The organism is Pseudomonas sp. OF001 (assembly GCF_904426495.1).
In the GTDB taxonomy this organism is placed as follows: domain Bacteria; phylum Pseudomonadota; class Gammaproteobacteria; order Pseudomonadales; family Pseudomonadaceae; genus Geopseudomonas.
In genome coordinates, this window is sequence record NZ_CAJGBM010000032.1 from 1 (window position 1) to 12,525 (window position 12,525).

Here is a 12,525-nt window from a genome sequence, read left to right on the forward strand (position 1 = left end):
TTTTTTCGACGGAATGGCTGCAGGCTACAACGTCGTAGCCTGGCCAGAAAGCAGCAAGATCAATAGGATGCACGGTGACAGCAGGGGGCAGGCGTTGGTGTGTTTGGCGACTGCCAATTTACCTGCTTCCCTGTCTGTCAATCCGCTCTTCCCCACGATCCCGCGAAGAACCAAAAAAAGACCCGGCGCGTGCCGGGTCGAAACCGTGATTAGCCTGATGAGGAGATAAACCGGAGAAACGACTGCCATCTCTCGTTTATCGGCCGGTCTCGCGACCAGCTGAGTTGATGATAATTGTTTTCATTTGAGAGTCAAGCGCATTTGAGCTGTTTTTTCTGGCATGAAAAAAGGCGAGCGGATTGCTCCGCTCGCCTTGGGCTCGTTAACCGTCTGCGCTTCAGGCAGGCTGCTCGTCGCGCAGCTGGGTGACCTCCTGATTGAGCAGGCGCACGCGGCGGGCCAGGCTCTCGATCAGGCTGTGGGCGATGCGCGGATTGCTGTGCATCAGGCTGACGAACTGTTCCTTGGGGATCGCCATCACCGTGCAGGGCTCGCTGGCGATCACCGTGGCGCTGCGCTGTTCGCCGGTGAACACCGCCATGGCGCCGAAGATCTCGTCCTTCTGCACGTCGCCGACCCGGTGGCCGTCGACGAATGCCTCCGCATGTCCTTCGACGATGATGAACACGTTGTCGGCTTCGTCACCCTGGTGGATCAGTTCCTCGCCGGCGGCGAAGTGCAGGAAGCCGGTGCTCGGCCGCAGTTCGGGCTGGCGCAGGCGGGCGAGGGCATCGGAGAGCAGGGCGATCTGGCCGCTGAGATACTGGGTGAGCAGTTCCTGGCGCCGCGGGTCGGCATGGATGTGGGCGAAGGCGGCGGCGCGTGCGTAGGGGCGCAGGCGCACCGGGTCTTCGCAGCCGATGCGGCAGGCGGGCAGTTCGAGCCCCTGGCGCAGGCCGAGCAGGTCGCCCTCGCAGAGGTAGAACACCGGGCGCTCGTCGATGCTGGCCTGCAGCAGGCCGCTCTCGACAAGGAACAGTTGGTCGCCGGGCAGGGCGCCGAGCACGTCCGGCCGATCGGCGATCTCCAGCGCGGGCCCGGCAGGCTCGAGGCCCTCCAGCATCTGGGCGGGCAGGCTCTGCAGGTGGTTGATCAGTTGATCGGCGTAGGCCGGTTGCTCGCCGGTGAGATACATGGGCGCGATTCCTTGAAGGGCAGTTCGAACGATGGCGCCAGGCGCCTGTAGACAATAGGGCTTTCGCCGCGCCAGGTAAATTCGCTGCTGTGGAGGTTGTGAGCTAGCTCTTGTTGCGTGGTTCCTGGACATCAAGCTGGGCCAGCAGGCGGGCCTTGTGCTCGTCGCTCAGCTCGCTCCAGTGGCGGTCGAGCAGGGCGCCCTCGATCGAGTAGAGCAGCACCCGCGAGGCGTTGAAGCCGCGGGCCAGCACCGCGCGGTAGGCGGCGACCGCTCCGCGACGGCGCAGTTCGCTGGCACTGTGGATGCCGACGGCATGCAGCCAGAGTGCCGAAGTCTTGCCGAGGTTCTTCATCTGCAGCAGCTCGTCGTTCATTCCTTCCCCCTTGCTCGCCGGCGCTACCGGAGGACGCCCTGCAACTCCGCGTTTTCGGCGTCTTGCAGGGAAGTCTAGTCGGCGCCGGAAAGCCCGCGACTACCGTCAGTCGCGGGCTGCAGGGGCAGTGGTGACGCGCTTCAGATGCCGGGCAGGTGGCGACGGATGCGCTCGACCAGGCCGTCGAGGCTGGCGGCCTCGTGGGTGTCGATGCGCCCGCTGTGGGCCTGCTCGTCGGCATCGAGCGGTTCGCGCCCTGCTTCCTGGTCCTTGATTACCGCCAGGGTCGCGTCGGAAGGATCGCGCCCCTCGCTCTGCCGTTCGGCCAGCCAGGCGGCGATCACCGCCTCGGGGGCGTGGCAGTCGAGGATCAGGAAGGGCACGCCGGTCAGCTCGGCCATGGCCTGGGCGGCCTGGCGCTGGCTGCGCTTGAGGTAGGTGGCGTCCAGTGCCACCGGAAAGCCGGCCTGGAGGATGTCGCCGGCCAGCGCGTGCAGGCGAGCGTAGGTGGCCTCGCTGGCGCTGGTCGAGTACAGCTCGGCTTGCGCGGCGTCGGGGTGCAGGCGCTTGCGCTCGACGTCCGAGCGCAGGCGGATCGCGCCGAAGGCTTCGACCAGGCGCAGCGCCACGTGGCTTTTGCCGACCGCGGAGACGCCATGGGTGATGGCCAGGAAGCGTGCCGGGATGGCGGCGTAGCTCTCCGCCAGGGCGGCATAGTTGCGGTACTGGCGCAGGATCACCGCACGCTCGACCGGGTCCTGCTCCTGGGCCAGGCGGAACAGGCTGATCTTGGCGCGTACCATGGCGCGGTAGGCCTTGTAGAACGGCAGCAGGGTCAGGCCCCGGTAGTCGCCGGTGTGCTCCAGGTAGGCATTGATGAAGCGCCGGGCCAGCGCTTTGAGGCCACGGTCCTCGAGGTCCATGGCGAGGAAGGCGGCGTCGCTGATCACGTCGATCAGGCGGAACGGCTCGTTGAACTCGATGCAGTCGAACAGCACCGGACGCTCGTTCAGCAGGGTGACGTTGGCCAGGTGGATGTCGCCGTGGCACTCGCGGATGAAGCCGTCGGCCTTGCGCTGCTCGAGCAGCGGCTGCAGGCGGGTGAAGGTGTCCTCGGCCCAGGCCTCGAGGTGGCGCAGCTGCTCGAGATCGGCGGCCTCCTCGAGCAGCGGGCGGATCTGCTCGAAGTTCTGCCGCACCGGCGCCATCACCGCCTCGGCGCTGCCCAGCGGATGCTCCAGCGGCACGCGGGCGGCCTCGGCGTGCAGGGCGGCGATGCCCTCGGCGAGGGTGTCGATGTGCGCGGGCGTCAGCTCGCCGCGGGCCAGCACGTTGGACAGCAGGCCGCTCTGCGGGAACTGGCGCATCTTCAGCACGTGGTCGAGGATCGGGCCGTCGCCGCCGAGCTGCGGGGCATCGAGGCTGCCGGTGACCGGCAGCACCTCGAGGTAGAGGTCCGGGGCGGTGCGCTGGTTGAGGCGCAGCTCCTCGCGGCAGAAGTGCGCGCGGGCCTCGGCGCTGCTGAAATCGAGGAAGCCGAAGTCGACCGGCTTCTTCAGCTTGTAGGCGTAGGGGCCGGTGAGCAGAACCCAGGAGATGTGCGTCTCGATGACGTCGAAGCCCTCCACCGGGTGCGGATACAGGGCAGGATTCTGCAGGGCCTCGATCAGGGACTGGGGCACAGGGCGTCCTTTTCGTCGGAAAAATGGCTGGGCCCGCATTATGGCGGCTGCAGTCGGTCGTGCAAACCGCCGGGCGTCTCATCCGTCCGCCGCCAAGTGCGTATAATGCCGCGCCATGAGCAGATCCCGTACCCCCGCCCCACGCAACTCCCGCAATCCCCGTTCCCGCCGGAAACCGGCCAGCACCGGCCGGCCGTGGCTGCGCTGGCTGGTCAGGCTCGGCCTGGTCGGCCTGGCGCTGTTCGCCGTGCTGATGGTCTATCTGGACGGGGTGGTCCGGGAGAAGTTTTCCGGTCAGCGCTGGACGGTGCCGGCCAAGGTCTATGCCCGTCCGCTGGAGCTGTTCACCGGCCTCAAGCTGAGTCGCGAGGACTTCCTCGCCGAACTGCAGGCGCTCGGCTACCGGCGCGCCAGCAAGGTGCAGGGCCCCGGCGAGCTGGCGGTGAGCGGCAACCAGGTCGAGCTGCATACCCGCGGCTTCCAGTTCTACGAGGGCGCCGAGCCGGCCCAGGTGCTGCGCGTGCGCTTCTCCGGCAACCAGGTGGCCGGCCTCGGCCAGGCCGGCGGCGAGCTGGCGGTGGCGCGCCTCGAGCCGCTGCTGATCGGCGGGCTGTACCCGGCGCACAACGAGGACCGCATCCTCATCCAGCTCGGTGAGGTGCCGCCGTATCTGGTGGAGACCCTGATCGCCGTAGAGGATCGCGAGTTCTACAACCATTTCGGCGTGTCGCCCAAGTCGATCGCCCGCGCCATGTGGGTCAACGCCAGCTCCGGCGCGCTGGTGCAGGGCGGCAGCACCCTGACCCAGCAGCTGGTGAAGAACTTCTTCCTCAGCAACGAGCGCAGCCTGACCCGCAAGGCCACCGAGGCGCTGATGGCGCCGCTGCTGGAGCTGCACTACGACAAGCAGCAGATTCTCGAGGCCTACCTCAACGAGGTGTTCCTCGGTCAGGACGGCCAGCGCGCGATCCACGGCTTCGGCCTGGCCAGCCAGTACTTCTTCGGCCAGCCGCTGTCCGAGCTGCGCCTGCATCAGGTGGCGCTGCTGGTCGGCATGGTCAAGGGGCCGTCCTACTACAATCCGCGGCGCTATCCGGAGCGCGCCCTCGAGCGGCGCAACCTGGTGCTCGACCTGCTCGCCGAGCAGGGCGTGGCCAGCGCCGAAGAGGTGGCCAAGGCCAAGCAGGCGCCGCTGGAGGTCAGCAGCCGTGGCAGTCTGGCCAACAGCTCCTATCCGGCCTTCCTCGACATGGTCAAGCGTCAGCTGCGCCAGGACTACCGCGAGCAGGATCTCACCGAGGAAGGGCTGCGCATCTTCACCAGCCTCGATCCGATCCTCCAGCTCAAGGCCGAGACGGCGATGGCCGACACCCTCAAGCGTCTGGGCAGCCGCAAGGGCGTCGACGAGGTCGAGGCTGCCATGGTGGTGACCAATCCGCAGACCGGCGAGGTGCAGGCGCTGCTCGGCAGCCGCCAGCCGCGCTTCGCCGGTTTCAACCGGGCGCTGGACGCGCAGCGGCCGATCGGTTCGCTGATCAAGCCGGCGGTATACCTGACCGCCCTGGAGAAGCCCAGCCAGTACACCCTGACCAGCCTGCTGGCCGACGAGCCGTTCTCGATCAAGACCGCCGACGGTCAGGTCTGGCAGCCGAAGAACTACGACCGCCAGGCCCACGGCACCATCTTCCTCTACCAGGGGCTGGCGCAGTCGTACAACCTGTCGACCGCCAAGCTGGGTCTCGAACTGGGCGTGCCCAGTGTGCTGAAGACCGTCAACCGCCTCGGCGTCGAGCAGGACTGGCCGGCCTATCCGTCGATGCTGCTGGGCGCCGGCTCGCTCAGTCCGATGCAGGTGGCGACCATGTACCAGACCCTGGCCAACGGCGGCTTCAATACTCCGCTGCGCGCCATCCGCAGCGTGCTGAACGCCACCGGCGAGCCGCTCAAGGGCTACCCCTACGAGGTGCAGCAGCGCTTCGATCCGGGCGCCATCCACCTGGTGCAGGAGGCGATGTACCGGGTGATGCGCGAGGGCACCGGGCGCTCGGTGTACAACCAGCTGCCGTCCTCGCTGATCGTGGCCGGCAAGACCGGCACCAGCAACGACTCGCGCGACAGCTGGTTCGCCGGTTTCGGCCAGGATCTGCTGGCGGTGGTGTGGATGGGCCGCGACGACAACGGCAAGACGCCGCTGACCGGCGCCACCGGCGCGCTGCAGGTGTGGACCGGCTTCATGCGCCGCGCCGTGCCGGCCCCGCTGGATACCACGCCGCCGGACAACGTGACCCGCGCCTGGGTCGACCCCTACAGCGGTCAGGGCTCCGATCCGAGCTGCCCGGGCGCGGTGCAGATGCCGTATATTCGCGGCAGCGAGCCGCCGGCGGGGCCGCCGTGCGGCCTGCCGCAGGAGCTGCAGCAGCCGGCGCAGCAGGTCATGGACTGGGTGCGTGGCTGGCTGGAGCAGTGAGGGCACTTCGTTCCGCTGCGCAGTGTCCAACCGGGGGAGCGGCAGCAGGGCTGCCCGTGACGCAAACTTCTTGGCAAGGGGACTGGATGTGAACAAGGTTTGGTTGGTGCCGCTGGCGCTGCTGCTTCTGGCGGGTTGTGCGACGCCGGTGCAGCGCGGCTCGATTCCGGTGGTGGAGGCAGGGCGTCCGGTGGGGCCGGGAGGCGTGGCTGTGGCCCGGCCGCAGGCCAGCATGCCGCAGGCGGCGCCGCGCGCGCAGCCGCAGGGCTCCGGGGTGACAGTGGTGCCGCAGGCCGTCGGTGCACCGATCCAGACCTATCCGGCGGCAGTTGGCAGTGCCCCGCTGAGCACCGGGGGCGGCTTCGTTGCTCAGCCGCCGGTGAGCAATGTGCCTCCGGCCGGGGCGTCCTCGGTCACCCTGGCGGCGGACGAGCGTCTCGATGGGCCGGTGCTGGCCCTGCTGACTTCGGCACAGCAGATGGAGCGCAGCGGCAACCTCACCGGCGCTTCGGCCAGCCTGGAGCGCGCCCAGCGCATCGCGCCGCGCGAGCCGCAGGTGCTCTATCGCCTGGCCGAGGTGCGCCTGGCCCAGGGCAATCCGGCCCAGGCCGAACAGCTGGCTCGCCGCGGCCTGACCTATGCGGGCGGCCGGCCGGCGCTGCAGGCCAGCCTGTGGGAGGTGATCGCGCGGGCGCGCGAGCAGCAGGGTGATGCCGCGGGCGCGGCGCAGGCCCGTCAGCGCGCCAAGGTCCAGTTGTGATGGATGCGCGTATCCCCGTCGTCGCCGACCAGCTGCTGCTGATCGAGCGCGAGCTGCGCCGGCTGGGCTGGTGGGCGGCGGTGGCGCCCGAGGCCGAGCGCCTGGCCAGCATCGAGCCGTTCTGCGTGGATACCCTGGCTTTCGAGGAATGGCTGCAGTGGGTCTTCCTGCCGCGGATGAAGATGCTCATCGAGCAGCAGGCGCCGCTGCCCGGTGCCTGCGCGCTCCTGCCGATGGCGGAGGTGGTATGGGCGGCGCGTGGCGAGCAGGTGGCCGTGCTGCTGCGCCTGCTCGACGAGTTCGACCGCCTGCTGGCAGCGGGCGCCTGACGGCCTATTCGCAGTGCTCGCCGATGGCCTTCTCGGCCTCGGCGATCTTCGCCTGGCGCTCCTCCTCGGTGAGCCGCCGGGTTTCCCCGTCAATCTTCATGAGCAGGCGCGGGCTGTTGCGCAGCTGGGCCAGATTGGTGCGCTGGGCGGTGCAATATTCTCGGCGCTCCTTTTCCTTCTGCGCGACCTCGCGGCGTACCCGCTCGTCGATCTCCGCCTGCGTGGGCGGGGCGTCTTCGCTGGCCGTCGCGCTGGCGGCGACCGGGGCGGGATGCGGGGGCTGCTTGGCGGGCGGCACCAGGCTGGCGTCACCGCCCTGCGGTGGCTGGGCGGTGAAATGGGTGATGCCCTGGGCATCGACCCACTTGTAGATCTGTCCGGCGCTGGCGGCGCCAGCGCAACCGAGCAGCAGGGTGGCTAGGAGAAGGTGGCGGCGCATGCAGGGGTCCTTGTTATCGCGGAGAAACCGGCGACAACTATACCCAAAAGCCCTGCGCTGCCATTCTGCGCTGGGTCACAGGCGGGCTGGCGCGGTGCCGTGAACTTCGGCTTGACTTGCCGGTGGCGAATCCGAACAATCTGCGATTCGCTGTAGCGAGCCCATCCTGTGGCTCCTCGGCAGACCATGAGGTGCACACCCGCGCCGCCCAAGCCAGGCCCTGTCACGCGTTACCTCGCGCCGGGGTGGGAGTTTTCCGTAACACCAGGAGCGCTCCCGATACTTGCTAAGTCAGCAGCTGACGTCGCCGGCGACTACCGTCGCCCATGCTCTGCCTGGCAGTTAACCGAACTTCGGTCGCCCTCTCGAGGGTGTTTCTCAGGCGTTCTAGAGGTGAAACGTGGAGCTTTTATCAGGCGCTGAAATGATCGTCCGCTTCCTGCGCGACGAGGGCGTGAAGTACATCTACGGGTACCCGGGTGGTGCCGTCCTGCATATCTACGATGCGCTTTTCAAGGAAAAGTCCATCGAACACATCCTGGTCCGTCACGAGCAGGCCGCCACCCACATGGCCGACGGCTATGCCCGCGCGACCGGCAAGGCCGGCGTGGTGCTGGTGACTTCCGGCCCGGGGGCGACCAACGCCATCACCGGCATCGCCACCGCCTACATGGACTCGATCCCCATGGTGGTGCTGTCCGGCCAGGTGCCGAGCAACATGGTCGGTACCGACGCCTTCCAGGAAACCGACATGGTCGGCATTTCCCGGCCGATCGTGAAGCACAGCTTCATCATCAAGCACCCGTCGGAAATCCCCGAGGTGCTGAAGAAGGCCTTCTACATCGCCGAGTCCGGTCGTCCCGGCCCGGTGGTCGTCGACTTCCCCAAGGACATGACCAACCCGGCGGAGAAGTACGAGTACGTCTACCCGAAGAAGGTCAAGCTGCGCTCCTACGGTCCGGCCGTGCGCGGCCATTCCGGGCAGATCCGCAAGGCGGCCGAGATGCTGCTGGCGGCCAAGCGCCCGGTGCTCTACTCCGGCGGCGGCGTGATCATGGGCAATGCCTCGGCGCCGCTGACCGAGCTGGCGCGCATGCTCAACCTGCCGGTGACCAACACCCTGATGGGCCTCGGCGGCTATCCGGGCAGCGACCGCCAGTTCCTCGGCATGCTCGGCATGCACGGCAGCTACACCGCCAACCTGACCATGCACCACGCCGACGTGATCCTCGCCGTCGGCGCGCGCTTCGATGACCGGGTGATCAACGGCGCGCCGAAGTTCTGCCCGAACGCCAAGATCATCCACATCGATATCGACCCGGCGTCGATCTCCAAGACCATCAAGGCCGATGTGCCGATCGTCGGCCCGGTCGACAGCGTGCTCACCGAGATGGTGGCCATCCTCAAGGAAATCGGCCAGAAGCCGAACCAGGAGGCCCTGGCCAGCTGGTGGAAGCAGATCGAGGAGTGGCGCGGCAACCGCGGCCTGTTCCCCTACGACAAGGGCGACGGCAGCATCATCAAGCCGCAGACCGTGATCGAGACCCTCTACGAGGTCACCCGCGGCGATGCCTTCGTCGCCTCGGACGTCGGCCAGCACCAGATGTTCGCCGCCCAGTACTACAGGTTCGACAAGCCCAACCGCTGGCTGAATTCCGGCGGCCTGGGCACCATGGGCTTCGGCCTGCCGGCGGCCATGGGCGCCAAGCTGAACTTCCCGGATGTCGACGTGGCCTGCGTCACCGGCGAGGGCAGCATCCAGATGAACATCCAGGAGCTGTCGACCTGCCTGCAGTACGACCTGCCGGTGAAGATCGTCACCCTCAACAACCAGGCCCTCGGCATGGTCAAGCAGTGGCAGGACATGGTCTACAGCGGCCGCCACTCGCACTCCTACATGGATTCGCTGCCGGACTTCGTCAAGCTGGTCGAGGCCTACGGCCACGTCGGCATGAAGATCACCCGGCTCGAGGACCTCAAGCCGAAGATGGAAGAGGCCTTCGCGCTCAAGGATCGCCTGGTGTTCCTGGACATCCAGGTGGATGCCAGCGAGCACGTTTACCCGATGCAGATTCGTGACGGCTCCATGCGCGACATGTGGCTGAGCAAGACGGAGCGCACCTGAACATGCGACACATCATTTCCCTGCTCCTGGAAAACGAACCCGGCGCGCTGTCGCGTGTGGTCGGCCTGTTCTCCCAGCGCAACTACAACATCGAAAGCCTGACCGTGGCGCCGACCGAGGACCCGACCCTGTCGCGTCTGACGCTGACCACCGTCGGCCAGGATGAGGTGATCGAGCAGATCACCAAGAACCTCAACAAGCTGATCGAAGTGGTCAAGCTGGTGAACCTGTCGGAAAGCGCCCACATCGAGCGCGAGCTGATGCTGGTCAAGGTCAAGGCCACCGGCGCCCAGCGCGCCGAGATCAAGCGTACCGCCGACATCTTCCGCGGCCAGATCGTCGACGTCACCAGCAGCGTGTACACCGTGCAGCTGGCCGGCACCAGCGACAAGCTCGACAGCTTCATCCAGGCCATCGGCACCACGTCGATCCTGGAAGTGGTCCGCAGCGGCGTCACCGGCATCGCCCGCGGCGACAAGACACTCAGCATCTGATTTTGAACCAGGCCCGTGAGGCCGCACTGAACCGAGGGTTTTCCATGCACGTTTACTACGACAAAGACTGCGATCTGTCGATCATCCAGGGCAAGAAGGTGGCCATCATCGGTTACGGCTCCCAGGGCCATGCCCATGCCTGCAACCTGAAGGACTCCGGTGTCGACGTGACCGTCGGCCTGCGCGCCGGCTCGGCCAGCGTCGCCAAGGCCCAGGCTCACGGCCTGAAGGTTTCCGAAGTCGCCGAAGCCGTGGCTGCCGCCGACCTGGTGATGATCCTGACCCCGGACGAGTTCCAGGGCCGCCTGTACAAGGACGAGATCGAGCCGAACCTGAAGAAGGGCGCCACCCTGGCCTTCGCCCACGGCTTCTCCATCCACTACAACCAGGTCGTACCGCGCGCCGACCTCGACGTGATCATGATCGCGCCGAAGGCCCCGGGTCACACCGTGCGCTCCGAGTTCGTCCGTGGCGGCGGCATCCCGGACCTGGTCGCCATCTACCAGGACGCTTCCGGCAACGCCAAGAACGTTGCCCTGTCCTACGCCTGCGGCGTCGGCGGCGGTCGTACCGGCATCATCGAAACCACCTTCAAGGACGAGACCGAAACCGACCTGTTCGGCGAGCAGGCCGTGCTGTGCGGTGGCTGCGTCGAGCTGGTCAAGGCTGGTTTCGAGACCCTGGTCGAAGCCGGTTACGCGCCGGAAATGGCCTACTTCGAGTGCCTGCACGAGCTGAAGCTGATCGTCGACCTCATGTTCGAAGGCGGCATCGCCAACATGAACTACTCGATCTCCAACAACGCCGAGTACGGCGAGTACGTCACCGGCCCGGAAGTAATCAACGCCGAATCCCGTGCTGCCATGCGCAATGCCCTGAAGCGCATCCAGAACGGCGAATATGCCAAGATGTTCATCACCGAAGGCGCGGCCAACTACCCGTCGATGACCGCCTACCGCCGCAACAACGCTGCCCATGGCATCGAAGTGGTCGGCGAGAAGCTGCGCGCCATGATGCCGTGGATCGCTGCCAACAAGATCGTCGACAAGACCAAGAACTAAGGTCTGCGATGAGGAAAAGACGCGGCTACGGCCGCGTTTTTTCTGTCCGTCGTTCTGCTATAAACCGTGGGTGGCCGGCCTGCGGCGTGAATCCGTTGCCGGCCGGTCGAAATGTCATTGCGATCTAAGGTGTGTACCCATGAGTGAACAACCCGGTGAGCCGAACAAGGCGCCTGAAAGCGAGAGCCTGCTGCCGATCGACGAGCACGTCGAGGAGGGGCAGGATGCCGAGGGGCGCAAGGTCAGGCATCGTGGTGTCTACCTGCTGCCCAACCTGTTCACCACCGCCAACCTGTTTGCCGGTTTCTTCTCCATCGTCAGCGCCATGAACGGCAAGTTCGAGGTCGCTGCCATCACCATCTTCGTGGCCATGGTGCTGGACGGTCTGGACGGGCGCGTGGCGCGCCTGACCAATACCCAGAGCGCCTTCGGCGCCGAGTACGACTCGCTGTCGGACATGGTCGCCTTCGGCCTGGCTCCGGCGCTGCTGGCCTACAAGTGGGCGCTGTCCGGCCTGGGCAATGTCGGCCTGACCGTCGCCTTCATCTATGCGGCCTGCGCCGCCCTGCGCCTGGCGCGCTTCAACACCCAGATAGGCAAGGTCGACAAGCGCTACTTCATCGGTCTGGCCAGTCCTGCTGCGGCGGGAGTCGTGGCCGGTACGGTGTGGGCACTGAAGGACTTCGGCGTCGATGGCGTCGACATGCCAGTGCTGGTAGTGCTGCTGTTCGCCCTGCTGGTGGCTGCGGCCGGAGCGCTGATGGTCAGCAACATCAAGTACCACAGCTTCAAGGACTTCGACCTCAAGGGGCGCGTACCTTTCGTGGCCATCCTGGTCGTGGTTCTGGTGTTCGCGGTGATCTTCAGCGACCCGCCGCGGATCCTGCTGCTGATCTTCCTCGCCTATGCAGCCTCCGGGCCGGTGCAGCGTCTGCTGCAGGTGCGTCGCCGTCGCCAGGCAGAGTAGGGCTGGAAGGGATGGTGCTGACTGCCTGTCGGCGCCATTCTTGATGGGCTGTGTAATGGTTCTGCAAAAAAGTCGTTGACGTCGTCGCCGATGTCTCTATAATGCGCCCCACTTCCAGCGGCAAGCTGATCGAAAAGCCTTGTAAATCAAGTGCTTGGATCGGGGTGGAAGTGCAGGGTGGTCTCCCTGCTGCGTCTTCGGTCTCCGGGTTGAAGGTGCGTTGTTCGGAGGTGTTGACAGCGGCTCTGGTTGCTGTATGATTCATCTCCCTCGCTTCGGTGGCTGAGTTCTTCGCTGAAGCGCAAGTGGTTGATTCGGAAAGAAAATTTTCGAAAAACGCTTGACAGGTTGAAAGGCTGCTGTAGAATGCGCGGCCTCGGTTGAGGCGAAGCGGAAACGCTGAGTGAATCGATCGAAACGCTCTTTAACAAGTTGAATCAAGCAATTCGTGTGGGTGCTTGTGAGGTAAGACTGACAGTCGCAAGATTATCAGCATCACAAGCAACACTCGTGAATTCGAGAGTTTTTTGCGATTGCTGAGCCAAGTTTAGGGTTTTCTCAAAACCCGAATTGATTTGAACTGAAGAGTTTGATCATGGCTCAGATTGAACGCTGGCGGCAGGCCTAACA

Annotated in this window: 12 protein-coding genes; 8 read left to right on the forward strand and 4 right to left on the reverse strand. The window is 66.0% G+C overall.

What is annotated here, in order from left to right:
• A partial coding sequence (locus tag RA210_RS21865) for a hypothetical protein (RefSeq protein ID WP_236574783.1) occupies positions 1 to 229 on the forward strand: 229 nt, incomplete at its 5' end.
• Positions 230 to 397: 168 nt separating this feature from the next.
• Here RA210_RS21865 and RA210_RS15905 read toward each other — a convergent pair.
• The 3 genes from RA210_RS15905 to RA210_RS15915 all read right to left on the reverse strand — a co-directional run bounded on the left by RA210_RS15905 (position 398) and on the right by RA210_RS15915 (position 3,253).
• Positions 398 to 1,195: a Crp/Fnr family transcriptional regulator gene (locus RA210_RS15905; RefSeq protein WP_136489991.1), complete on the reverse strand. Its 798-nt coding sequence runs from the start codon at positions 1,193 to 1,195 to the stop codon at positions 398 to 400.
• Positions 1,196 to 1,298: 103 nt separating this feature from the next.
• On the reverse strand, positions 1,299 to 1,571 hold the full coding sequence (locus RA210_RS15910; RefSeq protein WP_136489992.1) for a TfoX/Sxy family protein: 273 nt from the start codon (positions 1,569 to 1,571) through the stop codon (positions 1,299 to 1,301).
• Positions 1,572 to 1,711: 140 nt separating this feature from the next.
• Positions 1,712 to 3,253, reverse strand: coding sequence for a bifunctional aminoglycoside phosphotransferase/ATP-binding protein (locus tag RA210_RS15915; RefSeq protein ID WP_201487264.1), 1,542 nt, complete (start codon positions 3,251 to 3,253; stop codon positions 1,712 to 1,714).
• Positions 3,254 to 3,368: 115 nt separating this feature from the next.
• Between RA210_RS15915 and mrcB the strand changes: the two genes are divergently transcribed.
• From mrcB to RA210_RS15930, 3 genes are all read left to right on the forward strand, one after another.
• Entirely contained in the window at positions 3,369 to 5,720 is a 2,352-nt protein-coding gene (gene mrcB / locus RA210_RS15920; protein WP_201487265.1) for a penicillin-binding protein 1B, read from the forward strand.
• A gap of 88 nt (positions 5,721 to 5,808) precedes the next feature.
• On the forward strand, positions 5,809 to 6,480 hold the full coding sequence (locus RA210_RS15925) for a tetratricopeptide repeat protein (protein ID WP_201487266.1): 672 nt from the start codon (positions 5,809 to 5,811) through the stop codon (positions 6,478 to 6,480).
• Positions 6,480 to 6,809, forward strand: coding sequence for a YqcC family protein (locus tag RA210_RS15930; RefSeq protein ID WP_201487267.1), 330 nt, complete (start codon positions 6,480 to 6,482; stop codon positions 6,807 to 6,809). Before RA210_RS15925 ends, RA210_RS15930 begins: the two co-directional genes overlap by 1 nt.
• A gap of 4 nt (positions 6,810 to 6,813) precedes the next feature.
• Here the strand turns inward: RA210_RS15930 and RA210_RS15935 are convergent, their stop codons facing one another.
• A complete protein-coding gene (locus RA210_RS15935) occupies positions 6,814 to 7,248 on the reverse strand; it encodes a DUF4124 domain-containing protein (RefSeq protein WP_136489997.1) in 435 nt (144 codons plus the stop codon).
• 400 nt (positions 7,249 to 7,648) lie between these two features.
• Here RA210_RS15935 and RA210_RS15940 point away from each other — a divergent pair, with 400 nt between their 5' ends.
• From RA210_RS15940 to pssA, 4 genes are all read left to right on the forward strand, one after another.
• On the forward strand, positions 7,649 to 9,373 hold the full coding sequence (locus RA210_RS15940) for an acetolactate synthase 3 large subunit (protein WP_201487268.1): 1,725 nt from the start codon (positions 7,649 to 7,651) through the stop codon (positions 9,371 to 9,373).
• Between the two features lie 2 nt (positions 9,374 to 9,375).
• Positions 9,376 to 9,867: an acetolactate synthase small subunit gene (ilvN, locus tag RA210_RS15945; RefSeq protein ID WP_136489999.1), complete on the forward strand. Its 492-nt coding sequence runs from the start codon at positions 9,376 to 9,378 to the stop codon at positions 9,865 to 9,867.
• 44 nt (positions 9,868 to 9,911) lie between these two features.
• A complete protein-coding gene (gene ilvC / locus RA210_RS15950; RefSeq protein ID WP_136490000.1) occupies positions 9,912 to 10,928 on the forward strand; it encodes a ketol-acid reductoisomerase in 1,017 nt (338 codons plus the stop codon).
• Positions 10,929 to 11,067: 139 nt separating this feature from the next.
• Positions 11,068 to 11,895: a CDP-diacylglycerol--serine O-phosphatidyltransferase gene (pssA, locus tag RA210_RS15955; protein WP_136490001.1), complete on the forward strand. Its 828-nt coding sequence runs from the start codon at positions 11,068 to 11,070 to the stop codon at positions 11,893 to 11,895.
• Positions 11,896 to 12,525 lie beyond the last annotated feature (630 nt).

Coding starts and splice junctions, on each gene's coding strand:
- RA210_RS15905 (WP_136489991.1), bottom strand. CDS start 1,195: ATGTATCTCACCGGCGAGCAACCGGCCTACGCCGATCAACTGATCAAC.
- RA210_RS15910 (WP_136489992.1), bottom strand. CDS start 1,571: ATGAACGACGAGCTGCTGCAGATGAAGAACCTCGGCAAGACTTCGGCA.
- mrcB (WP_201487265.1), top strand. CDS start 3,369: ATGAGCAGATCCCGTACCCCCGCCCCACGCAACTCCCGCAATCCCCGT.
- RA210_RS15930 (WP_201487267.1), top strand. CDS start 6,480: ATGGATGCGCGTATCCCCGTCGTCGCCGACCAGCTGCTGCTGATCGAG.
- RA210_RS15935 (WP_136489997.1), bottom strand. CDS start 7,248: ATGCGCCGCCACCTTCTCCTAGCCACCCTGCTGCTCGGTTGCGCTGGC.
- ilvN (WP_136489999.1), top strand. CDS start 9,376: ATGCGACACATCATTTCCCTGCTCCTGGAAAACGAACCCGGCGCGCTG.
- ilvC (WP_136490000.1), top strand. CDS start 9,912: ATGCACGTTTACTACGACAAAGACTGCGATCTGTCGATCATCCAGGGC.
- pssA (WP_136490001.1), top strand. CDS start 11,068: ATGAGTGAACAACCCGGTGAGCCGAACAAGGCGCCTGAAAGCGAGAGC.